The organism is Bacillus sp. KS1, from assembly GCF_020075515.1.
Lineage (GTDB): Bacteria > Bacillota > Bacilli > Bacillales > Bacillaceae > Bacillus > Bacillus velezensis.
In genome coordinates this window covers 99,204-120,366 of sequence record NZ_JACAWW010000018.1, presented here as the reverse complement: position 1 = coordinate 120,366, position 21,163 = coordinate 99,204, and the positions used below count along the sequence as shown (strand labels likewise).

Genomic DNA, 21,163 nt, shown 5'->3' with positions numbered 1-21,163 from the left:
GATTATTAAAAAACAGTCCCTAATTTGTCCGCTTTTTTTTAAAAATATGATCCAAGATGAACATAAAGAGGGTGAATAAGAAGGACACCGTAATCATATCTATCAGAGATATATTAGAGGTTCTTTTTATTAACAGCAGCCATACCACCTGCAAAACTAAAGAAATAGAAAAATAGGATATATATGTCATGATCCTCATATTTGTTACCCCCTTAGCCTAATTTCTCTTTTGTGATCTTATCCAAATTAGTGAAAAGGATATCCAATCCCGAAAATAAGAAAGTGATGAACAATGAAAGAAGCACTTCTCCACCTTGAAATATAGATATGTTCTCAATGATATGATTGGAAACGTATTGAATTGAGAAGTAAACAGCAGCCCATGCAAAAATGAATTCAAGGATATAGGCTGACCAAGCAGGCAATGTCAAAACATGAGTCATTCCTTTTACAATTGCCGTAAGGATAAGCATATAAACTAAAGCTAAAATACTGACGACGACAGAAAATATGTACAAGTCTGAAAGTGAACCATAGATGATATATTCTCCGAAAAAATGATTTACAGTTATAGCTGTAAAATAAATAATCAGGCTGGGTACAGTCACAGCGAAGAACAGGGAGAATCCAATAAGCCCTATGAATGCTGCATGAGCTAAGCGGTTTGGCGGTGTATCCACGATCTCTTTTTTTAATAGAATCATAAAAATAAGAGATGAAATCACAAGGCAGCATAAGAAAGTGAGCAGAACAGTAAAAAAGACAGTCATGTGACATCTCCAATAAAAAAGTGCTATTAGAGTGAATCTAACAGCACTTTGCATTACTTCATACGTATTTTCCTGACGATCATTTATGAATGATTTTAAAATGCTTTCATTGCTAAAGTTGTCAATTGAGCGAGGTTTTTAGCCTGGCTGTCAGAAAGTCCGGACTTTTTAAGTGAAAGATAAAGATTCTTTTCCACGTCAGCCCAGCTTAAGGCGACATACTCGTTCAGCATTTTCTTTAAAACCGGTTCTATGTGTTCATTAAAAACGGATTCGAGTTCATTTCTTATTTTCTTTCCTGCTAATTTTTCAACAAGATTGAATAATTTTGTTTTATTTTTCAGCACTTCTCTGATTACATCTTTGACTGGTTTTGACACAGATGCATCGCTTTGTGCTTTAAGTCCGTAGGAAAATTGCGTATCAGTCTGATAAAAAAATGATTTGGTCGTTCCAGTGGCATTGGCAGTATTATTATGATTTTCTTTAGCTAAGGATGCGGGGACAAAAGCAGTAGTTACAAGGGCTAAAGATGCGGCAAACAGAATGCCTTTAGCTGCGTGTTTAATGGGAAATCCTCCTTTAGAAATGTAGTGTAGAGAGAAATGAAAGATTATGTATTTAGGCGGGACCGATATGATCCGCTTTGAACATTTTTCCCTCTCAGATACCATTCTATCAATAGGTATTTTTGGGGTAAATAGGATTTTAATACAGTATTTTTCTTATAATTCGAAATCTTCTTTAGCAGGATTCATTTTGGCTGCAGTTTCGATGATGGGACATGGGCTGGAGCCTATATAACACATGTACAGGCTGATTGAGGCGGAATCACATTATCGGAGCGTAGGGTTAACGAATAAAAATAAACAGGCGGCATGCCTGTTTATTTTCGTTTGCGTGAAAAAGCGAAGAAAAACGGGAAGGCGGAGCCGGCCAATAACGTACCGAATAAAAACATGCCCCCGATGAACACATGATAGTTCACCCCGCCGATCCAAAGCCCCGTGATTAAGGAAACGATGCTTAATGCGATCATGAAAAAGCCGGGAATCAGACGTTTCTTACCCGTTGTCCGATAAGCAATAAGAGAACAGAAGATGCCGATGACAATCGGCACAATCCACAGATAAAAAAGGATAAATACTGACATAAGCAAAACTCCGATTTTTCTTCTATCATACCAAAAACGCCCGGAAAAAGATACGAACGGCACCCGGAGTCAAAAGAAAAACCGGCCGCTATGGCCGGTTATTTTCTAACGGAATGAATCGTAGATCACAAACAGATTAAGCGCGATCACTAAAACCGCAATCAGCCAGGCGAGAGCCGTCACCCATTTTCGGTTCGTCAGGGCGCCCATCAGGCGTTTGTTGCTTGTAAACATAATCAGCGGCACGAGCGCAAAGGAGATGCCGAATGAAAGAACGACCTGGCTCCATACGAGCGCTTCTGTGGCGTTGACCCCCGAGATAATGATGATCATCGGCGGAATGATGGTAATGAAACGCCGCAAATAAAGCGGGATACGGTAACGGATGAAGCCCTGCATGATAATATCACCTGACAATGTGCCGACAGAAGAGCTCGAAAGCCCTGCGGCCAGCAGCCCGATCCCGAAGAGAATGGCTGAAGCCGGTCCGATATAGTGGCCGAATTGCTGATAAGCCACGTCTAAATCTTCTACATACAGCCCGTTCTTGAAGAAAAGCGCGGCAGCGACGATGAGCATGCTTGCGTTAATCGCCCCGGCGATCACCATCGCGATGAGAATGTCAATCGTCTCGAATCTAAAAATCTTTTTCCGCTCACTATCCGTTTTTCCGACGACACGGCGCTGTGTCAGTGCGGAATGTAAGTAAATGGCATGCGGCATCACGGTTGCGCCGAGTATCCCGGTTGCCAGAAGCACACTGTCCATTCCGTCAATTTTCGGGATAAACAGCCCTTCGAGAACGGAAGCGGCGTCAGGTTTGGCAAAGAAGGTTTGCAGAGCGAAGGCGATCACCACGACAAACAGAAGTCCGGCGATGCCCGCTTCCAGCGCCCGGTAACCCCTGCGCTGCAGCTCTAAAATCGCGAATGATCCGATCGCCGCGATAATGGCCGCTTCAACCATCGGTATGCCGAACAGCAGGTTGAGTCCGAGCGCCGCCCCGATAAATTCTGCCAGATCAGTTGCCATAATCACCAGTTCACCCTGTATCCACAGCCCGGCTGATACCCATTTCGGATACCGATCTCTGGCGATTTCCGGAAGGTTTTTACCCGTGGCAATGCCGAGCTTCGCGGAAAGAACTTGGATTAAAAAAGCCATCAAGTTTGAAAAGAGGATGACCCACAGCAGCATATACCCAAATTTCGAACCAGCTGAGATATTCGTAGCGAAGTTTCCCGGATCAATGTAGGCAATCGCCGCGATAAAGGCTGGGCCTAAAAAAGGCAGAAGCCGCTTGAATCCCTTGCTTTTGCCGTCAAGTGCATCCTGCACGGCTTTTGCTTGCAGTGATTGTGCTGAGATGTCTTTGCTCATTATGTCTCACCTAAATTCCGATAGATTTTTAGCTAAATAACAAAAAGTTTCCTAGATGCAAATTATTTTATCTACATCATAAATCCGCTATTATGAGATGTCAAGTTCTTTATGTTCAATAAACCGGCACATTGATGCCCTGTTTTATCTATGATATGTATCCCGCCGAAGAAAGGTCCGAAAATGAAAACGGCATCGTTCCGGGAAAGAAGCGATGCCGTTCGCAAAGCGTGTTTCCGCGTCCGATCATGCGCGGATGCGTGGAGCGTACTTTTAAAAAGGTGAAAAGAGGACACTTGCCCATATCACTTCACAACTTTCTGTCCGCCCAACTGATCCTGAGAAAAAGACGCTGTATTTCCTCCGTTTTCCCGGGTAAATAGAATAATAATGTTTCTTTCCATTGGAAGATAAAACCTTTCTGTACCATTCAAATGACCTTCGGAAAAACTCGGGCCGCTCTGAATAAACGTTTGAATCAACGATATATCAGTGATTCCAGTCCAATAAACCGCTGTTATTTATCAAATAAAGAATCGGCATGGTCACTTGCGAAGAAAAGAAGTTGGAGCATTAGACTTATTTCAGTCTCCCGGGCGAAAAAGTATAATAACGTCAGGAAAGCTTTCCAGCCATATGATAAAAGAGGGGGAATTTTCTTGGTGCGTCGTTTGTCGATCATTTCTTTAGCCATGATTTTTGCTGTTTCTTTATTCGCTTTTGGCGGCTCTGCATCAGCAGCAGCTTTCAAACCTAAAGCTGAACCGGACGTTTCCATTTTAGCCAGCGGGGGCACAGTCGGTATTTACGGTGCTAATATGCGCTCATGCTCTAAGGTCAGCTGTTCAACGATCACAACTTTCTCAAGCGGTAAAAAAATTACAGGTTCTTGGGTAACCGGAGAATATGTCCAAGGCCACTACACGAATTCTAATAAATGGCTGAAAGTCACGTATGCAGGAGCGACAGGCTACGTGTCCGTCACCACACTATCTTATTATTACGGTTTATAATCAGAAAAACCTCGTTCTCTTGAGAGCGGGGTTTTTCCTTTATTCCGATTCAATTTCCGCGTTTCGTTTCATCATCGTGTTTCATCAGCTGATCGATTTCTTCCTCAGAAGCGTTTTTTTTCCACTCTTTCGCCTGACTTGTCGCAATGGGAATGGCCCGTCCTTCTTCATAACCCTCATCTACCATCGCATTCGCGATTTCGATCGCTTTTTTCTTCACAGGTTCCTCGAAATTCTTCAATGATTGCGGATAATCCTTCATAGACCAAGGCATGTCTATCACTCCTTTATGAAAAGTGTTTCCCGCCTGAAGAAAAAGAAAACCGCTTCATCAAAAAGAATGACAGCTATTTTTACGAGAGACCAGCAATTTCCGAATAAAATATAAAGGATAAAGAAGCAAGTACAGATTGAATGCCCACCACATAAAATCAAAATCACCGATAAATACCCAAAAGGCAATCGCTTGCAGGCCTGAACAAAAGGTCAGCACAAGTGATATTAATGCGAAAGAGCGCCATAACGCATGTTTCCGTTTATAAAGAAACAAGCTGTACAGCCCGGTTAATGAAATGAAAATATCTAAGGGAAAGAATGACCAGTTCCAGGCCATTATCAGGGCGTTATCATAATCTTTAAACACCATGTTTTTTGGAATCCACTCAAAAAAAGTAACAATCCAATAAACAATAAATCCAATATCTGTAATGAGGAAGAGAACCTTTAACCCTTTCATCATCTGTTTTTGTCCGTATGAACGCTGATGCCGTTTGATGATGTTTCACTTTCAGAAATAAAGTTTAAGGAAACAACACCGATGATGATCAGAAGAACAGAGACAGCTTTTATAACAGAGAACTGTTCATGAAAGAAAAAAATTCCGATCGCGGAAATCAGTACGATCCCCATTCCCGACCAGACCGCATACGCGATGGAGACACTTATATATTTCAAAGTCAAAGTAAGAAAACAAAGGATGCCGATATAAAACAATAACAATAAAATACTTGGAACAAGTTTTGTAAATCCATTTGATAATTTCATGCTGACCGTACCCAATACTTCAAAAATGATCGCTAAACTTAAATAAATCCATTGCATACAGCATTCTCCTTCAATCGTATTATTCAAAATTATACAATATATAGAATTTGAAGAAAATTAATCAATGGAATGTTTTCCGGATAAAAAGTCCGGCCGGGTGTAAAAAGAAAACGCCATAAAGGTATACTATGTAGAAAGAAATCAGAAAGGACGTGCAGGACGGGTGACAGAAGAGCGGACAGACCTGGAAAGACAACTGAGAGACATTCAAAAATGGGAAAAGGCGCAGCAGAGGGCGATGTTCTGGCAAACATTCACCCGCTTGCCGTTTCAGCTTTTGGACAAGCTGACACCGCAATTTATTCAGAGGAAAATCGGACTCATTCTCGATGAAACGGGAACGTTTATTCAGTCAGGCGGACAGTACCTTACATCAGAAAAGCGCATCATGAAAAAGTTTCAAAAACGGCTGCCGCACGGTACATGTCAAACGCTTCACGACATCCGCAATGCGCCGCTTGCCGTCATGGACGAAATCGCAGAAGCCATAGCGCGTACAAGCGTAAAGGCCGCGACGGTGCAGGGAGCCGCAACGGGAGTCGGCGGTGTATTCACGCTGGCGGCAGACATTCCGGCGATGCTCGGCCTGTCCTTAAAGACGCTGCAAGATATCGCGGTTGCTTACGGCTTTGATCCGAAAGACAAAAAAGAACGCGTGTTTATCGTCAAATTGCTTCAGCTTGCATCCAGTGACGTCATCGGAAAAAAAGCGATCCTGCAAGATTTACGGCAATATGATCAAAACGACCAAACCTATCAGCGCGTCGCCTCGCAAATCCAAGGCTGGCGGGAAGTCGTTTACAGCTACCGCGATACGTTCGCCGCGAAAAAACTGCTGCAAATGGTTCCGGCCGCAGGCATCATCTTCGGCGCGTCCGCCAACCGTTCAGCTTTAGAAAGCATCGCGGAAACAGGCATCATGCTTTATAAAAAACGCCGGATTCTAAAACGCATGAACGATACAGAATGATAAAAAACCACCCGAAAACACATTCAATGTGTTTTCTTTGTTTATCAGTTCTGAAATCGGGAAACCAACAACCAACACCAATTAAAGGAGGAATTCAAAAATGGCACAAGATAATAACAAAATGAGCAGAGAAGAAGCAGGTAAAAAAGGCGGAGAAGCTACAAGCAATAACCATGACAAAGAATTCTATCAGGAAATTGGTCAAAAAGGCGGAGAAGCCACAAGCAAAAATCACGACAAAGAATTCTATCAGGAAATCGGTGAAAAAGGCGGAGAAGCCACAAGCAAAAATCACGACAAAGAGTTCTATCAGGAAATCGGTGAAAAAGGCGGAGAAGCCACAAGCAATAACCATGACAAGGAATTCTATCAGGAAATCGGCCAAAAAGGCGGAGAAGCTACAAGTAAAAATCATGACAAAGAGTTTTATAAAGAAATCGGCCAAAAAGGCGGAAACAGACGAAGCAGCTAATAAAAGCATAAAAGGCAGACAACCTGCAGATCAAAAGCGATCCGGCACATCAGCCGGATCGCTTTTGATTTTGGGAAAATCTTGATCTGAGCCGCAAAACCGATACAATAAAATAAAAAAGGGGTTTTTCACTCGTGTCTGACATGCTGAATTTGCTCGCTATCGCCAATAAAGTCAAAGAAAAACACGACAATTTTTCAATCGCGGAGATCAATGACCACTGTGTGCGCCTCGCAGTGTTTACGGGAGAATATGACTGGCACCATCACCCTGACTCAGATGAATGGTTCATCGTTCTGGAAGGTGAGCTGCTGATCGATTTTAAGGACAAAGAAACCGCAGTGCTCAAAGCAAATGACAGCCTGCTCATCCCGAAAGGCACGATTCACCGCACCCGCTCTTACGTCAGAACCGTGAATCTCTGTGTCGAGCATACGCATGCGAAAACAGTCATCACAGAGGAACGGTCATGCTGATCAAAAAGATTGTATGTGAAACAGACACTGCAAACGCTGAAGCATTTGCGCAAGCACAGTCAAGGTGGGGAGCATTATCATGTGTAAATGGCTTCGTCAGACAGGCAGGCGGCTGGCGGAAAAACGCAGACGGCCTGTTCATCGCAGAGATCATCAGCGTTTGGGAGGACAGACAGGCCTATGATGATTTTATGGAGAACGAACATGACCGCATATACGAAGAAAACGAGCAGAAGGCTGCGATTCTATCAATGGAAGTGATGCTGTACGAGGGGGATGAACCTTTCATTCACGAGCTGTTACATCACCTGGACATCCGATACGAACCGGATTGGACAGTTGTGCGCACATAAAAAAAGCCCCTTTAGAGGCTTTTTTATTTTCGTCCGGGAAGCGTGTTGTGGACATACGGCGGGACGGGGTCCAGCTTAGCTATTTCGCCGTGCGCTTTCGGTTCCTTTTCGTATTCAAATGGTTCTCCGTCCGGCGCTGTTTCCTTCAGCCAATTTTGTTCAGCGCTTTCTGCTCCATCTGAGAAATGAATAAGCTTATGGGAGAATGACTGTTTTTCCAGCGCCTTCGGGAATGTCGAAGGAACGATCGGACCTTCCTGTTCTTCTAATTCTTTAATGGCCGCAAGCCATTGGTTTTGATGCATGGTATCGCGGGCCAATAAAAAGCTGAGCATATCTTTCACGCCTTTATCATCGGTCATTTCATACAGGCGTGCGACTTGAAGCCTTCCTTGTGATTCGGCGTTCAGATTGGCGCGGAAGTCTGCCAGAAGGTTTCCGCTTGCGACGATATAGCCTGCGCTCCACGGAACGCCCGTGCTGCTCTCCGGCATGGCGCCGAGTCCTGAGACAATGGCATGATGCGGGTTCATCCCGCCTAAAATGGACCCGATGACCGGATCATCAGCCGCTTTTTCCTGCTCTGCCAGCGGGGCGTCTTCTAACAGTCTCGCAATCATCGTCGCGATCATTTCGACATGGCCGATTTCTTCCGTCGCGGTATCCATCAGAAGATCCTTATATTTTTCATTGCCCCGTGTATTCCATCCTTGGAACAAATATTGCATGGCGACGGATATTTCCCCGTATTGTCCCCCTAAAATTTCCTGCATCTTTTTTGCGAACAGCGGGTCAGGACGATCCGGTTTAGCCGGATGCTGCAGTTTTTTCGTATGTGTAAACATGTCTCCATCTCCTTTTTTGCTCTGTCCCTATTTACTTCCCCGGCGGGAAAAGGGATGAAACGGAGATGGGCGTATTGGTCCTGCTAAGGCTCGCGGCGCAAGGATAACAAATCCTGCACAAGCCCGCGGCCGATCACCTGTTCATATTGTCCGTAAATCGGGTCGAGGCGTTTCATCCATGTGTTCTTTTCCGCTTTGCTCAGCACATGAATATGAATGGATGAATTCTTCTTTATCTCTTCAAGCTGGTCTTTATTCATTTTCTCAGCGGAGGCTTCGTTCCATTCCGTCGTTTCTCTCATCGCCTCCGTTAAGATGGTTCTCGTTTTTTCTGTCTGTGAATTCCAGAAATGCTCGTCGGTCATCACGGCATAACCGAGGTACCCGTGATTGCTGATTGTCAAATAATCTTGAACATTATAAAATTTTTTAGAATAGATATTTGAAATCGTATTTTCCTCTCCGTCTACGAGATTGCTTTCCAAGAGCTGAAACGTGGAATTAAAGGAATCCTGCCGCGGGTGCGCGCCGAGCAGGCGGTACTGGTCCTCGATCACGCTGCTCGGCATGATCCTGAGCGCCTGTCCTTTCAAATCGTCCGGAGAGAAGATCGGCCCTTTATTTGACGTGAGCTGCTTAAACCCGTTCGTCCAGTACGCCAGTCCTTTCAAATGATGCTTTTCTAATGAAGTGAACAGGCGTGTGCCGATTTTGCCGTTGAGGCCTTCTTGCACGGCTTTATAGTTTGTAAACGCGTACGGCAGATCCAAAACACCCCATTCGGGAGACAGTGATCCGAGCTTTGAGGTGGAGGGAGCGATGAATTGCACGTCCCCGTTTTGGAGGGCGTTTATTTCTTCATTATCTGAATAGAGGCTCCCGTTTGGAAACACCTCTACTTTAATGGTGCCGCCGGACTTTTGATAGACAAGGTCGGCAAACTTATTCGCCGCCCGCCCTTTAGGCGTGTTTTCAGCAACGACATGGCTGAATTTGAAAACGATTTGATCTTTCAGGCCTTCCTGTTCGTCATCATAATACGGTTCTTCCGTTGAGAAATGATCATGAAAGCCGATGAATAAAGCGGTTCCGATACCGAGTACCATCAGGCTGAGACAAGTCAGCAAGCTTTTCATCGAAAACCCCCTCCGCCATTTTCTATAACAAGCATAATCGGGCGGGCCGTTTTCGTAAAGAGACGGAAAGGAAGAGGCCAATGACGAAAAAAAAGCTCACCATCCGCTGGAAAATCACCATACTTTCGTATATCGTCGTGCTTTTTACCTTTTTGATCGTCGGCATCGTGCTGATCGGCAATATTCAGCATACAGAGGAGCGCGAGCTGAAAAAACGGCTGATGAATACCGCGCGGACGGTATCTGAGATGACCGATGTCAAACGCGCCCTCGAGCAGAAAAAACAAAGGGAAGACGTGCGCCATGCGGTCGAAGAAATAAGGATCATCAATGAAGCGGACTACATCGTCGTCATGGATATGGATCATATCCGCTATTCACATCCCGTCAGCACAATGATCGGAAAGCGTTCAAGGGGTGAGGACGAAGCCGCGGCGTTCGCCGAGCACATTTATTTTTCCGAAGCAAAGGGAGAGATCGGCACCGCCGTCCGCGCTTTTTATCCCATCAAAGACCGGGATTTGAATCAGATCGGCGTTGTTCTGGCCGGTAAAACGCTGCCCGGATTCGGTGAAATTCTTCTTCAGCTGAAACATGAAATACTGTTTATCGTTCTGCTGGCGCTCGGGTTCGGACTGGCCGGCTCCTTTTTACTGGCCCGCCACATCAAAAAACAAATGTTTTGGCTGGAGCCCCATGAGATCGTGAGAATGTATGAGGAACGGACCGCTACGTTTCATTCAATGAATGAGGGCGTCATCGCGATTGATAACCAGCATCACATCACCATTTTTAATGAAAAAGCGAAGCAGATATTCAATGTCAGACAAGAGACCGATGGCAGGCTGATCTGGGACGTGTTAAAAGATTCGCGGCTCCCTGAGATCGTCGAGCGGAACCGAGCCGTATACAATGAAGAAATCCAAGTCAGCGGAAAGGTGATCATGAGCAGCAGAATTCCGATCGTCATGAAAAAGAAGGTCATCGGAGCCGTCGCCATTTTTCAGGACAGGACGGAAGCGGCGAAAATGGCGGAAGAACTGACCGGTGTGAAAAATTTTGTCGATGCGCTCAGAGTTCAAAATCATGAACATATGAACAAGCTTCACACCATCGCGGGACTGATTCAGCTTGGAAAATCAGAAAAAGCGCTCCAGCTTGCTTTTAAGGAATCGTCAGAACAAGAAAGCGTCACTGATTTTCTTCATCAGGCCATTCAGAATGATGCTGCGGCGGGGCTGTTGTTAAGCAAAATCAAAAGAGGAAAAGAGCTTGGCATTTCTGTGAAAATTGATGAAAACAGCAGTTTCTCGGCATTTCCGGAGCATGTCGACCAGCATGACATCGTCGTCCTGCTCGGCAATTTAATTGAGAATGCGTTCGGCGCATTCGAAACAGCGGACACGGAGGACAAACATATTGACATCAGTATCGAGCAAAATGATGAAGTGCTTGCTATATTAATAGAAGACAACGGAAGCGGGATTTCCGATCAGCACATCCCGCGCCTTTATGACAAAGGGTTTACCGTCAATAAAACGGGAGGAACGGGATACGGCTTGTACCTCGTCAAACAAATCGTCGACAAAGGGATGGGCGTTATTGAAGTCGACACACGGCAGGGACAGGGAACGGCATTTTCTATTTTATTTCCGATGAAGGGGGAGGAATCATTCGATGGACATCAAGGTGCTGCTTATTGAAGATGATCCGATGGTGCAGGAGGTGAATAAAGAATTTATCACCGGTGTTTCGGGGTTCCGCGTCATCGCCACGGCCGCTGACGGAGACGAGGGAATCAGGCTTATAAAAGATCTGCGGCCCGGGCTCGTGGTATTAGATGTATACATGCCGAAAAAAGACGGAATTAAAACGCTCCAGGAAATCAGAAAACAAAAGCTCGAAGTGGACGTCATCATCGTCTCGGCCGCAAAAGACAAAGAAACAATCCAGCTTATGCTGCAAAACGGTGCGGCCGACTATATTTTGAAGCCGTTTAAGCTGGAGCGGATGAGACAGGCGCTCGAAAACTATAAACAATATAAACGGAAAATTGAAGAGCATGACACCATGTCGCAAGAGCAGCTTGACATGCTGCTTAAAATTCCGCAAAATCCGTCCCGGGATCTGCCGAAGGGGTTAAATCATTTTACGATGAATGAAATTTTGACTTATATGAAACAGCAGACGGAGCCGCTTTCAGCTGAAGAAGCCGCCAAAGCGCTCGGGATCGCAAGGGTGACGGCGCGGCGTTATCTTGATTTTCTTGAGAAAGACGGCCAGATTAAGCTCGACATTCAATACGGGGGAGTGGGCCGGCCGGTTAACCGCTACAAATTCGTCCGCTAGCCGAGACCAAAAAGACCAAAATGTCCGTTATGATCATAAGCTTCCCCTCTTCGTATGAAAACGCTATCATTCTCGTATAGACGCAGCGAGAGGCAAGGGGGAGTAGGGATGAAAATTTTCAAAAATCTTACGGTGCAGGTCATCACGGCGGTGATCATCGGCGTCATTGTCGGACTCGTATGGCCTGAGGCCGGGAAGCAGATGAAGCCGCTCGGCGATACATTTATCAATGCGGTAAAAATGATTATCGCACCGATCATATTCCTGACGATCGTGCTCGGCATCGCTAAGATGGGAGACATGAAAAAAGTCGGCAAAGTCGGGGGAAAAGCATTTATTTATTTTGAAGTCGTGACCACCATCGCCCTTATTATCGGACTTCTGGTCGTCAATATCATGAAACCCGGTGAGGGGCTTGATTACAGCAAGCTTGAAAAAGGGGATGTCTCTCAGTACACGCAAAACGGGGGACAGGGGATTGACTGGATTGAGTTTATCACTCACATCGTTCCGTCAAATATGGTTGACGCTTTCGCAAAAGGCGACATTCTTCAGGTCTTATTCTTTTCTGTTTTATTCGGTGTCGGCCTGGCGGCGCTCGGTGAACGAGGCAAAAGCATTATTGATTTCTTTGATAAACTGTCGCACGTTTTTTTCAAAATCATCGGCTACATCATGCGCGCGGCGCCGATCGGCGCATTCGGGGCCATGGCCTATACGATCGGGCACTTCGGCCTTGATTCCATCAAGCCGCTGGCGAGTCTGATGCTGTCTGTATACGTTACGATGTTCCTGTTTGTATTTGTCGCTTTGAATATCATTTGCAAACTATTCGGTTTCAGCTTGTGGAACTATCTCCGTTTTATTAAAGATGAACTGCTCATCGTTCTCGGCACAAGCTCTTCTGAGTCCGTCCTTCCGCGGATGATGGATAAAATGGAGCGTTACGGCTGTTCCAAATCGGTTGTCGGCCTTGTCATTCCGACGGGGTATTCTTTTAACCTGGACGGCACCTCGATTTATCTTTCCATGGCGACGGTTTTTCTGGCGCAGGTGTTCGGCGTTGACCTTACCATCGGCCAGCAGGTTACGATCATTCTCGTGCTGATGCTGACATCAAAAGGCGCGGCGGGCGTAACCGGAAGCGGATTTATCGTACTCGCCTCCACTTTATCGGCGCTTCAGGTTATCCCGCTGGAGGGACTGGCGCTGCTCCTCGGCGTCGACCGCTTTATGAGTGAAGGAAGGGCGATCGTCAACCTGATCGGAAACGGAATCGCCACCATCATCGTAGCCAAGAGCGAAAATGAGTTTGACGAAACGAAAAGCACACAGGCCGTAAAAGAAATGAAAACGGCGGTATAAAAGGAAAGGAACGGCATGCATCGGGCATGCCGTTCTTTTTTTCGGCCTCCATGAGTAAAAAAGATAAATTTGTTTAAATTTATTAGGAGGTGGACAAAGACCTTAGCGTCATTTTGTTATATAATTTACAATTAGAGAGTGAAAGATGAAATCTAAGGGCTTTTTGTCCTAGCAGGAGTGTATAAATGGCGGCTATTTTTAAATTTTTTCAGCATCCGGGTGTCAGACGTTTTTCCGTTTTTCTTGTTTTGACTGGGGTGTTAGTTGTATTCCGAAGTATGATTAATTTGATTTTGCTTACGTTTATTTTTACTTTTCTGATGGATCGGCTGGAGACTGTCATCCGGCACGTGTTGAACCATTTTTTCCGGATCAGCCAGAGGGTGGTCATCACCGTTTTATATATTGCGCTGGCTGTCGGAGCGACTGTCGGAGGCTTTGTCTTTTACCCGATTGTTGCCAAGCAGATTGAACAGCTGATTAAGCAGATCAAGCACATCGCGTATCATCCCGATGTCATTCCGTTTTATGATGAGATATCGAGCGTGTTCGGCGATATCAATATCGGTTCCTATGTAAAAGAGGGTTTTAATGTACTGTATACATACTTGGCCGATATCAGCACTTTCGGTTTGCAGGTCGTGATGTCACTGATTCTCAGCATGTTTTTCCTGTTCGAGAAAAAGCGGCTCACGGAGTTTATGAAAAAATTTCAGCACAGCAAGCTGTCTGTTTTTTACTACGAACTTGCTTATTTCGGCAGCAAATTTGCGAGAACATTCGGCAAAGTGCTTGAAGCCCAATTTATTATCGCGCTGGTGAACTGTATCCTCACCTTGATCGCATTGGCGATTCTGCATTTTCCGCAGCTGTTCGGCCTTTCAATCATGGTCTTTTTCCTCGGGCTCATTCCCGTGGCGGGTGTGGTGATTTCGCTCATTCCGCTCAGCATCATCGCGTATACGACGGGCGGCGCAGCGTATGTCATCTACATCGTGCTGGTCATTTTCGTCATCCATGCGATTGAGACGTACTTCCTTAATCCGAAACTGATGTCAGCGAAAACGGAACTGCCGATCTTTTTTACCTTTACGGTTCTGATTTTCTCGGAACATTTCTTCGGCATTTGGGGCTTGATTATCGGAATTCCGATTTTTGTGTTCCTGCTTGATATTCTGGATGTCGTCAATAATGAAGAGAAGGAAAAAAACGGACCGGTCCCGGATAAGACATAACGTCGGCTCCGCTCTTCACGAATATATGACTAATGTTATAATGCAGACAGTGCCTATGTACGGGCACTGTTTATTTTTTGTGAAAAAGGAGGAAGGCTGTATGACTGAGCCGATTTTACATATTGAAGGCCTTGACAAAACAATAGGCAAAAAGCACATTTTAAAAAACATCAGCATGGATGTCAGGCAGGGCGAGATCATCGGTTTGCTCGGTCCGAACGGGTCGGGAAAAACCACACTTATCCGAATCATCGTCGGTCTTTTAAAGAAAAACAGCGGCACGATTACAATTAACGGCTTTCAGCACGATGCTGATTTCGAAAAAGCGCTTGAATCAGTCGGAGCGATTGTGGAAAATCCTGAATTCTACCCGTACCTGACGGGGTGGGAAAATCTGAAGCACTTTGCCAACATGCACAAAAACATCAAAGAGGACAGGCTTCAGGAAGTCATCGAGCGGGTCGGGCTCACAAACGCCGTTCATGACAAAATTAAAACGTATTCCCTTGGTATGCGTCAGCGTCTCGGGATTGCGCAGGCCATTCTTCACCGTCCGAATCTGCTCATTTTAGATGAACCGACAAACGGGCTTGATCCCGGCGGAATGAAGGATTTCCGCGATCACTTAAAGGAACTCGCGGAGCTTGAAGGGACGAGCATCCTTTTTGCGACGCATTTATTGCGTGAAGTGGAGGACCTTTGCGACCGTGTCATCATCATTCAAAAAGGTGAGATCAAAACAGAGGTTGTTCTGCGCGGCGCTGAGGAAAAAGAAGAAAAAGCCGTCCTCGACATTCAGCCGGCTGACGAAGCCTTCGAATGGCTGTCCCAACAGCAATTTGCTCCGGAGAAAAACGGCGGGGGCATTACCGTCACCGTAGCGAAGAAGGACATCCCGGCATTAAACCGTGCGCTCGTCGGACAAGACTTTCTCGTGTATTCCATCATGCCGTATGCGGAATCGCTGGAGGATGAATTCATGAAAGTGACGACGGCGCTTCAAGAGGAGGGGGAGACGAATGTTTAAATTGACAGCGAATGAGCATATGAAGCTCTTTAACCGAAAAGTCTCATTAGTGGCGCTGATTCTGATGGCCGTTCTCCAATTTATTATGGCGCTTGTCATTAAACGGCTTGTCATCAGTTCCGGAACGGATGAGAATTTCATCGGCTATATGGCGTACGCGCCCGGGCTGAATATTCTGCTTGAGGCGTTAACAATCGTGATCGCGGCAACGATCATTTCCGCTGAATTTGATAAGAAAACGATCAAATTTTTGTTAATCCGCCCGGTAAAGCGGGAGCGGATTTTTGTATCTAAACTCATTACCGTATTTTTGGTCAGCTTGTACCTGTATGCGGCGTACTATGTTCTGTCTCTGCTGTTCGGCATGGCTTTCTTCGGCGTGTCGGTGACATCTGAATCAGGGACGCTTCTTATGAACACCCTGAAAGTAATCGGCACGAACTGGGTCGAGGCATTTGCGATGGCATGCTTTGGCTTGTTGTGTTCTTCTGTATTCCGAAACAGCGCAACGGCCGTCATTTTGTCATTTATCGTGCTGTACGGCGCAAAATCACTCGTGACGATTATGTCGCTCTTCCAAAACAAATGGGGAAGTTTTCTGCTGTTCGCAAATACTGACCTGACGCAATATATGAGCGGGGCGAAACCGCTGTTTGCGGGAATGACGCCGTTATTTTCCGCAGGCATTATCATTATCCATATCGTATTCTTCTTAGCCGTCGCTTGGTGGAGCTTTTGCAAACGCGATGTTCGGGTATAAAGTAAAGGAATGACATTTTTGTGAAAAAGATCACGATAAATCAATAATTTATGCTATTTTGATTTATAATAAAGGTAATGACGGAGGTGCTCACTTGAGAAATTTTATTACCGCATTACCGATTGTGTTATTGCTTGGTTTTTCCTTTGTGTCATTCATGTTCCAATTCGAACATCTTGTTTATTTCAGACTTGCGCTGGGATTGTTTTCTACAGTGGGGCTGTTTCTCTTATATAAATTGAAGACGGGATTCCGTTATTTCATCATCTATCTGTATGCAAGCTGGATCGTGCTTGCGGCAGTTACCGCGTTTGAAGAGCCGATTTTTTCAAGCTTTTTCTTTGGCGGGCTTGTGATGACGATGGGGTATCTCACATATATGCTGATTTATCTCGGGCTCAAGCAGGACCGCGGCCCGGAAGCAGTCTGAACGCGCTATTCCATGGAATAGCGTGTTTTTTTATACAGCCTCACAGTTGCGAAACGAGACTTGAATCTCTATAATACTTATTAACTTTATCGGAATTATAATGGGGGGATTCCAGTGTCTTTATGGATACAGAATGAACGGCAGAGGGAATGGATGGAAAAAATCGGCCTGCTTGCAGACGAATTTCAAAAAACAGCCCCGCTTGATGATGAGGCGGGCCGTTTTCCCGCTGAGAAAATTCAAAGACTGCGCGACGCAGGATATACGGCGTTAACGGTACCAGAGGCATTCGGCGGTGCAGGCATTTCCGTTTATGATATGGTGCTGTTTCAGGAACGGCTGGCGCGGGGAGACGCGGCCGTTGCTCTCGGAATCGGCTGGCATTTATCCGTCATGGGTGAGCTCGGAGAAGGAAACAGCTGGGATGAAGATGTCTTTTCATTTATCACAGAAGAGGTGAAAAAGGGAGCTGTCTTGAACAGGGCAGCGACGGAACGGCAGACCGGCAGTCCGACGAGGGGAGGAAGACCCGGCACCTCCGCTGTCAAAAAAGACGGAAAATGGGTGCTGAACGGCCGAAAAACCTTTACAACCCTTTCGCTGACTTTAGATTATATGCTTGTGACGGCATGGATTGAAGAAAAACAAACGACCGGTGTTTTTCTCATTCATAAAGATCAGGCAGGCGTCTCGGTCGAAGAAACATGGGATATGATTGCCATGAAGGCGACCGGAAGCCATGATCTCCTTTTAGATCATGTCACGGTCAGTGAAGAGCGGCTTGTGGAGCTTATCAGCGGGCCGAGAGCGGCGAAAGTGAATGGCTGGCTGCTTCACATTCCCGCTGCTTATCTGGGTATCGCTCAAGCGGCAAGGGACTATGCCGTCCGGTTTGCATCCGAATATTCGCCGAACAGCCTGAACGGACCGATTAAAGACGTGCCGGCCGTTGGGCAGCGTGTCGGGGAAATGGAGCTTGAATTGTTAAAAGCGAGACAGTTTCTCTTCACGGCGGCGCAAATGTATGATGACCCGAAACGCCGCCCTTTCATCAAAAACGAGCTCGGCGCCGCAAAACATATTGTGACAAATGCCGTCCTTTCTGTTGTTGATAAAGCAATGAGAATCACCGGCGCAAAAAGCCTGGAGCGAAACAATCCGCTTCAGCGGTATTATCGGGATGCCCGGGCCGGCCTTCACAATCCGCCGATGGACGATGCGGTCATCGGCAAATTAGCGGCGGAAGCCTTTGAGCAATAAAAAAAAGAGCCTAAAAAAGGCTCTTTTTATGTATGGCTGTTGTGCCGGAGCAGTTTTTGATGTTTGCGGTCAATTCTGTCATAGATCACATTCATCAGCTTTTGATTATTCATAATGGCCGCCTTGTTTTCTTTTATCAGCTGTTCGTATGTTTTTATTTTACGTTTCGCCATGAGCCTGCACCTTCCTAACATATTTGTATTCGCTTTCTAATTCTCCGAGCGATAATTCATATAAATGCCGTTCCGACTTTTTGTATATTCCGTTATTGATCAGCAAATGGATCAGATGTTTTTTTCGTCCTTCAACTGATGATCTGAGCTGAGGAGAAGACCTCATGATTACCCTCCTAATCAAATGATATTGAGAATCATTATCATTTAATGAAAGTATACAATGGGTATATTCATATGTAAAGGAAAAATACCGCCAATTTTTCGACAAAAAGTTTCCCGGGGAATAATGCTGTCGAATTGATTTGATTCTGACAGATCAAAGCTGCTATTTTTCCGCTTTTCCATCCATACTATGAATGAGAATGGAGGAGTCCTTACATGAATGATCAAACGGCAAACTTAAAACGGGGTGAGAAAGGCGCGATTCTTAATATCGCCGCGTACCTCATCTTTGCCGCCGTCAAACTGGTGATCGGTCTTATTTATCATTCCGAAGCGCTCAGAGCGGACGGGTTAAATAATGCCACGGATATTGCCGCATCGCTGGCTGTGCTGATCGGGCTCCGGATTTCCCAGCGCCCCGCGGACAGTGATCATGCCTATGGACATTATCGGGCTGAAACAATTTCTTCATTAGTTGCGTCTTTTATTATGATGGCGGTCGGTATTGAAGTGCTGATCGGAGGAGCAAAGGCGATTGTCAGCGGAACGAAGGCCGAGCCGAGCTTCATCGCGGCATGGACGGCGCTCGGAAGCGCGATTGTAATGTACGGCATGTATGTATATAACAGCCGTCTTGCGGATCGGGTTAAAAGTTCTGCGCTTCATGCGGCGGCGAAAGACAGCCGTTCTGACGCCTATGTCAGTATTGGGGCGTTTATAGGCGTCTTAACGGCCCGGCTTCATCTGCCGTGGATTGATCCGGTCATTGCTTTTCTGATCGGAATCATCATCTGTAAGACGGCATGGGACATCTTCAAAGATGCTTCCCACTCATTGACGGACGGGTTTGATCTGAAAGATTTGGAGCCGTATAAACACACAGTAAAAGAAATAAAAGAGGTCAGCAGGCTGAAGGATTTGAAAGCAAGGTATTTGGGGAGCACGGTTTATGTGGAAATGGTCATTACGGTAGATCCTGGACTGTCTGTGAAAGAAGGCCATGAAGTAGCCAATGAAGTCGAATATGCAATAAAACATGAACATGATGTGACTCATGTCCATGTTCATGTAGAGCCTGAAGTCATAAACAAAGATCGTGAAACGAATTAAATATGCTGTGATAAAAACTCTGTGACCTCTTCGGGCGTTTTCGCGTTTGCGCTGTGAAGATGCGCTTTCTTTTCGCCGTTTTTAAAGATCAGAAGGCTCGGGATGCCCATTACCTGATATTTGTCGGCAAGCTCAGGGAGCTCGTCTCTGTTCAGTTCATACCAATCATTTTGATTATATTCTTCCAAAATATCGCCGATGAACATATTCATGCGCGTGCAGTCAGGGCACCAGTCAGCGAAAAATTTCACGATGATTTCCTTGTCGGATTGAATAAGTTCATTAAATTGTTCTGTTGTACTGATTTTTTTCATATGACACATCTCCTTTTCCATGCCATTTTAATATAAAATAAAAAGGAATTACATACAAATGCTTTCATATTCAGAATGCCCAAAAATAATTAGATCATTTTCTGAGGAAAGTGATAAGATAGTAAAGATGAATTGTTGTGGGGGGAATATCCATTGAAAACAAGTCTAGGATTGGTGTACGGCGGAAAGTCAGCCGAACACAATGTATCGCTGCAGACAGCATTAGCTGTAACAAAAGCGCTTAATACTGAGAAGTTTGATATACATCCGATTTACATCACTGAAAAAGGAGAATGGCAAAGAGGCCCGCTGCTGACTGAGCCGGTTTCCAACGTGAAAATGCTTCAGCTGGAACAAAATGGTGAAAGTTTCGCTCTATCAGCATTGAACCGGGAAATGTTTCCTGAAGCGTCGCCTGACGAAAAGGCGCCGATCGATGTCGTATTTCCGCTTCTGCACGGACCGAACGGTGAAGACGGCACCATTCAGGGTCTGCTGGAATTGCTGAACGTTCCTTATGTCGGCAACGGGGTGCTTGCATCATCAGCCGGCATGGATAAAGTCATCATGAAGCATTTGTTCGCTCAAGCGGGGCTTCCGCAGGCGAAGTACGCCGCTTTCTTAAAAAAGGACTGGAAACAGACGCCGGACAGCTGCTTACAGCAGGTTGAAGAGGAGCTTGGGTATCCATGCTTCGTCAAACCGGCGAACCTCGGATCAAGCGTCGGAATCAGCAAATGCCGAAACCGTGAAGAGCTTGAAAAAGCCTTCGAACTGGCTTTTGAGTATGACCGGAAAATTGTGGTGGAAGAAGGAATCGCCGGAAGAGAAATCGAAATCGGCGTACTCGGAAATGACGAACCGAAATGCTCCGCCGTCGGTGAAATCGCGCCGAAAACCGACTTTTACGATTACAAGGCGAAATATGAAGACGGCGACACGGATTTAATGATTCCCGCGCAAGTGACGGATGAACAATATGCGGAAATCAGCGAAATGGCGATTAAAGCCTTCAAAGCGATTGACGGATCAGGCCTTGTCCGCGCCGATTTCTTCCTGACCAATGACGGTCAAGTGCTCATTAACGAAGTGAACACAATGCCGGGCTTTACGCCATTCAGCATGTTCCCGCTGCTTTGGAAAGAAGCAGGTGTAGATTACAGTGATCTGATCGAACAGCTGGTTGAGCTGGCAAAAGAACGCCATGCCGAAAAACAGCTGATTAAACATACATTTTAATGAAGACGGACACTGCCTGAAGGGGCAGTGTCTTTTCCCGTAACAGATAACATTTTCAGAAAGC

Annotated in this window: 26 protein-coding genes and 1 pseudogene; 15 read left to right on the top strand and 12 right to left on the bottom strand. The window is 45.6% G+C overall.

Going from position 1 to position 21,163, the window contains the following annotated elements; genetic code table 11:
• Positions 1-212: 212 nt before the first annotated feature.
• From HWY38_RS13205 to HWY38_RS13190, 4 genes are all read right to left on the bottom strand, one after another.
• Positions 213-770 (bottom strand): hypothetical protein, encoded by a 558-nt coding sequence (locus tag HWY38_RS13205; RefSeq protein WP_224182000.1) that lies wholly within the window; start codon positions 768-770, stop codon positions 213-215.
• Between the two features lie 95 nt (positions 771-865).
• Positions 866-1,444, bottom strand: coding sequence for a hypothetical protein (locus tag HWY38_RS13200; protein ID WP_170919566.1), 579 nt, complete (start codon positions 1,442-1,444; stop codon positions 866-868).
• A gap of 212 nt (positions 1,445-1,656) precedes the next feature.
• A complete protein-coding gene (locus HWY38_RS13195) occupies positions 1,657-1,923 on the bottom strand; it encodes a hypothetical protein (protein WP_224181999.1) in 267 nt (88 codons plus the stop codon).
• A gap of 105 nt (positions 1,924-2,028) precedes the next feature.
• The gene (locus tag HWY38_RS13190) at positions 2,029-3,306 is read right to left on the bottom strand and encodes an Nramp family divalent metal transporter (protein ID WP_088005335.1); all 1,278 of its coding nucleotides are present in this window, start codon (positions 3,304-3,306) and stop codon (positions 2,029-2,031) included.
• Between the two features lie 656 nt (positions 3,307-3,962).
• Here HWY38_RS13190 and HWY38_RS13185 point away from each other — a divergent pair.
• Positions 3,963-4,316 (top strand): hypothetical protein, encoded by a 354-nt coding sequence (locus HWY38_RS13185; protein ID WP_007410203.1) that lies wholly within the window; start codon positions 3,963-3,965, stop codon positions 4,314-4,316.
• A 58-nt stretch (positions 4,317-4,374) separates the two neighbouring features.
• On the opposite strand, the pseudogene HWY38_RS13180 reads toward HWY38_RS13185, so the two are convergent.
• The 3 genes and pseudogenes from HWY38_RS13180 to HWY38_RS13170 form a co-directional block, all read right to left on the bottom strand.
• A pseudogene (locus HWY38_RS13180) lies at positions 4,375-4,590 on the bottom strand (DUF2188 domain-containing protein); the annotation flags it as partial.
• A 57-nt stretch (positions 4,591-4,647) separates the two neighbouring features.
• The gene (locus tag HWY38_RS13175; protein ID WP_224181998.1) at positions 4,648-5,055 is read right to left on the bottom strand and encodes a DUF5360 family protein; all 408 of its coding nucleotides are present in this window, start codon (positions 5,053-5,055) and stop codon (positions 4,648-4,650) included.
• Complete coding sequence (locus HWY38_RS13170) at positions 5,052-5,417, bottom strand: DMT family transporter (RefSeq protein WP_224181997.1); 366 nt, start codon at positions 5,415-5,417, stop codon at positions 5,052-5,054. Before HWY38_RS13170 ends, HWY38_RS13175 begins: the two co-directional genes overlap by 4 nt.
• Before the next feature lie 166 nt (positions 5,418-5,583).
• Between HWY38_RS13170 and HWY38_RS13165 the strand changes: the two genes are divergently transcribed.
• From HWY38_RS13165 to HWY38_RS13150, 4 genes are all read left to right on the top strand, one after another.
• Entirely contained in the window at positions 5,584-6,390 is an 807-nt protein-coding gene (locus tag HWY38_RS13165; RefSeq protein ID WP_003156231.1) for an EcsC family protein, read from the top strand.
• Positions 6,391-6,490: 100 nt separating this feature from the next.
• Complete coding sequence (gene gsiB / locus HWY38_RS13160; protein ID WP_003156229.1) at positions 6,491-6,862, top strand: glucose starvation-inducible protein GsiB; 372 nt, start codon at positions 6,491-6,493, stop codon at positions 6,860-6,862.
• A gap of 134 nt (positions 6,863-6,996) precedes the next feature.
• Positions 6,997-7,338, top strand: coding sequence for a cupin domain-containing protein (locus HWY38_RS13155; RefSeq protein ID WP_014304387.1), 342 nt, complete (start codon positions 6,997-6,999; stop codon positions 7,336-7,338).
• On the top strand, positions 7,332-7,691 hold the full coding sequence (locus tag HWY38_RS13150; RefSeq protein ID WP_057080623.1) for a YdbC family protein: 360 nt from the start codon (positions 7,332-7,334) through the stop codon (positions 7,689-7,691). The genes HWY38_RS13155 and HWY38_RS13150 overlap by 7 nt, the downstream gene beginning before the upstream one ends.
• Before the next feature lie 23 nt (positions 7,692-7,714).
• Here the strand turns inward: HWY38_RS13150 and HWY38_RS13145 are convergent, their stop codons facing one another.
• Together HWY38_RS13145 and HWY38_RS13140 are read right to left on the bottom strand one after the other, a co-directional pair.
• Positions 7,715-8,536, bottom strand: coding sequence for a manganese catalase family protein (locus HWY38_RS13145; protein WP_003156225.1), 822 nt, complete (start codon positions 8,534-8,536; stop codon positions 7,715-7,717).
• Between the two features lie 83 nt (positions 8,537-8,619).
• On the bottom strand, positions 8,620-9,672 hold the full coding sequence (locus HWY38_RS13140) for a TRAP transporter substrate-binding protein (protein ID WP_224181996.1): 1,053 nt from the start codon (positions 9,670-9,672) through the stop codon (positions 8,620-8,622).
• Positions 9,673-9,752: 80 nt separating this feature from the next.
• On the opposite strand from HWY38_RS13140, the gene HWY38_RS13135 reads away from it, so the two are divergent.
• From HWY38_RS13135 to HWY38_RS13100, 8 genes are all read left to right on the top strand, one after another.
• Positions 9,753-11,375 (top strand): sensor histidine kinase, encoded by a 1,623-nt coding sequence (locus tag HWY38_RS13135; protein ID WP_014416956.1) that lies wholly within the window; start codon positions 9,753-9,755, stop codon positions 11,373-11,375.
• Positions 11,350-12,021: a response regulator gene (locus HWY38_RS13130; RefSeq protein WP_061581780.1), complete on the top strand. Its 672-nt coding sequence runs from the start codon at positions 11,350-11,352 to the stop codon at positions 12,019-12,021. The genes HWY38_RS13135 and HWY38_RS13130 overlap by 26 nt, the downstream gene beginning before the upstream one ends.
• A 108-nt stretch (positions 12,022-12,129) precedes the next feature.
• Positions 12,130-13,386 carry a C4-dicarboxylate transporter DctP gene (gene dctP / locus HWY38_RS13125; RefSeq protein ID WP_032872974.1) on the top strand — a complete coding sequence of 419 codons (1,257 nt, stop codon included), beginning with the start codon at positions 12,130-12,132 and terminating at the stop codon, positions 13,384-13,386.
• 185 nt (positions 13,387-13,571) lie between these two features.
• Positions 13,572-14,621, top strand: a complete 1,050-nt coding sequence (locus HWY38_RS13120) for an AI-2E family transporter (protein WP_007410215.1) — start codon at positions 13,572-13,574, stop codon at positions 14,619-14,621.
• Between the two features lie 100 nt (positions 14,622-14,721).
• On the top strand, positions 14,722-15,648 hold the full coding sequence (locus HWY38_RS13115) for an ABC transporter ATP-binding protein (RefSeq protein WP_224181995.1): 927 nt from the start codon (positions 14,722-14,724) through the stop codon (positions 15,646-15,648).
• On the top strand, positions 15,641-16,408 hold the full coding sequence (locus HWY38_RS13110) for an ABC transporter permease (RefSeq protein WP_032872978.1): 768 nt from the start codon (positions 15,641-15,643) through the stop codon (positions 16,406-16,408). Before HWY38_RS13115 ends, HWY38_RS13110 begins: the two co-directional genes overlap by 8 nt.
• Before the next feature lie 94 nt (positions 16,409-16,502).
• The gene (locus HWY38_RS13105; RefSeq protein ID WP_032872980.1) at positions 16,503-16,838 is read left to right on the top strand and encodes a hypothetical protein; all 336 of its coding nucleotides are present in this window, start codon (positions 16,503-16,505) and stop codon (positions 16,836-16,838) included.
• A 114-nt stretch (positions 16,839-16,952) separates the two neighbouring features.
• The gene (locus HWY38_RS13100; protein WP_224181994.1) at positions 16,953-18,098 is read left to right on the top strand and encodes an acyl-CoA dehydrogenase family protein; all 1,146 of its coding nucleotides are present in this window, start codon (positions 16,953-16,955) and stop codon (positions 18,096-18,098) included.
• Positions 18,099-18,124: 26 nt separating this feature from the next.
• Here HWY38_RS13100 and fbpB read toward each other — a convergent pair whose 3' ends face one another.
• Positions 18,125-18,271: a Fur-regulated basic protein FbpB gene (gene fbpB / locus HWY38_RS13095; protein WP_003156206.1), complete on the bottom strand. Its 147-nt coding sequence runs from the start codon at positions 18,269-18,271 to the stop codon at positions 18,125-18,127.
• The gene (locus tag HWY38_RS13090; protein ID WP_007609570.1) at positions 18,258-18,437 is read right to left on the bottom strand and encodes a Fur-regulated basic protein FbpA; all 180 of its coding nucleotides are present in this window, start codon (positions 18,435-18,437) and stop codon (positions 18,258-18,260) included. Before HWY38_RS13090 ends, fbpB begins: the two co-directional genes overlap by 14 nt.
• 215 nt (positions 18,438-18,652) lie before the next feature.
• On the opposite strand from HWY38_RS13090, the gene HWY38_RS13085 reads away from it, so the two are divergent.
• Entirely contained in the window at positions 18,653-19,546 is an 894-nt protein-coding gene (locus tag HWY38_RS13085) for a cation diffusion facilitator family transporter (protein ID WP_224181993.1), read from the top strand.
• Here HWY38_RS13085 and HWY38_RS13080 read toward each other — a convergent pair.
• On the bottom strand, positions 19,543-19,860 hold the full coding sequence (locus tag HWY38_RS13080) for a thioredoxin family protein (protein WP_003156200.1): 318 nt from the start codon (positions 19,858-19,860) through the stop codon (positions 19,543-19,545). The two genes, HWY38_RS13085 and HWY38_RS13080, sit on opposite strands and share 4 nt — an antisense overlap.
• 153 nt (positions 19,861-20,013) lie before the next feature.
• Between HWY38_RS13080 and HWY38_RS13075 the strand changes: the two genes are divergently transcribed.
• Positions 20,014-21,099 (top strand): D-alanine--D-alanine ligase, encoded by a 1,086-nt coding sequence (locus HWY38_RS13075; protein WP_003156199.1) that lies wholly within the window; start codon positions 20,014-20,016, stop codon positions 21,097-21,099.
• The last annotated feature ends 64 nt before the right edge of the window (positions 21,100-21,163 follow it).

Coding starts and splice junctions, on each gene's coding strand:
- HWY38_RS13115 (WP_224181995.1), top strand. CDS start 14,722: ATGACTGAGCCGATTTTACATATTGAAGGCCTTGACAAAACAATAGGC.
- HWY38_RS13140 (WP_224181996.1), bottom strand. CDS start 9,672: ATGAAAAGCTTGCTGACTTGTCTCAGCCTGATGGTACTCGGTATCGGA.
- gsiB (WP_003156229.1), top strand. CDS start 6,491: ATGGCACAAGATAATAACAAAATGAGCAGAGAAGAAGCAGGTAAAAAA.
- HWY38_RS13175 (WP_224181998.1), bottom strand. CDS start 5,055: ATGATGAAAGGGTTAAAGGTTCTCTTCCTCATTACAGATATTGGATTT.
- HWY38_RS13170 (WP_224181997.1), bottom strand. CDS start 5,417: ATGCAATGGATTTATTTAAGTTTAGCGATCATTTTTGAAGTATTGGGT.
- HWY38_RS13090 (WP_007609570.1), bottom strand. CDS start 18,437: ATGAGGTCTTCTCCTCAGCTCAGATCATCAGTTGAAGGACGAAAAAAA.
- HWY38_RS13130 (WP_061581780.1), top strand. CDS start 11,350: ATGGACATCAAGGTGCTGCTTATTGAAGATGATCCGATGGTGCAGGAG.
- HWY38_RS13205 (WP_224182000.1), bottom strand. CDS start 770: ATGACTGTCTTTTTTACTGTTCTGCTCACTTTCTTATGCTGCCTTGTG.
- dctP (WP_032872974.1), top strand. CDS start 12,130: ATGAAAATTTTCAAAAATCTTACGGTGCAGGTCATCACGGCGGTGATC.
- HWY38_RS13110 (WP_032872978.1), top strand. CDS start 15,641: ATGTTTAAATTGACAGCGAATGAGCATATGAAGCTCTTTAACCGAAAA.
- HWY38_RS13150 (WP_057080623.1), top strand. CDS start 7,332: ATGCTGATCAAAAAGATTGTATGTGAAACAGACACTGCAAACGCTGAA.
- HWY38_RS13135 (WP_014416956.1), top strand. CDS start 9,753: ATGACGAAAAAAAAGCTCACCATCCGCTGGAAAATCACCATACTTTCG.
- HWY38_RS13145 (WP_003156225.1), bottom strand. CDS start 8,536: ATGTTTACACATACGAAAAAACTGCAGCATCCGGCTAAACCGGATCGT.
- HWY38_RS13200 (WP_170919566.1), bottom strand. CDS start 1,444: ATGGTATCTGAGAGGGAAAAATGTTCAAAGCGGATCATATCGGTCCCG.
- HWY38_RS13120 (WP_007410215.1), top strand. CDS start 13,572: ATGGCGGCTATTTTTAAATTTTTTCAGCATCCGGGTGTCAGACGTTTT.
- fbpB (WP_003156206.1), bottom strand. CDS start 18,271: ATGGCGAAACGTAAAATAAAAACATACGAACAGCTGATAAAAGAAAAC.
- HWY38_RS13195 (WP_224181999.1), bottom strand. CDS start 1,923: ATGTCAGTATTTATCCTTTTTTATCTGTGGATTGTGCCGATTGTCATC.
- HWY38_RS13085 (WP_224181993.1), top strand. CDS start 18,653: ATGAATGATCAAACGGCAAACTTAAAACGGGGTGAGAAAGGCGCGATT.
- HWY38_RS13080 (WP_003156200.1), bottom strand. CDS start 19,860: ATGAAAAAAATCAGTACAACAGAACAATTTAATGAACTTATTCAATCC.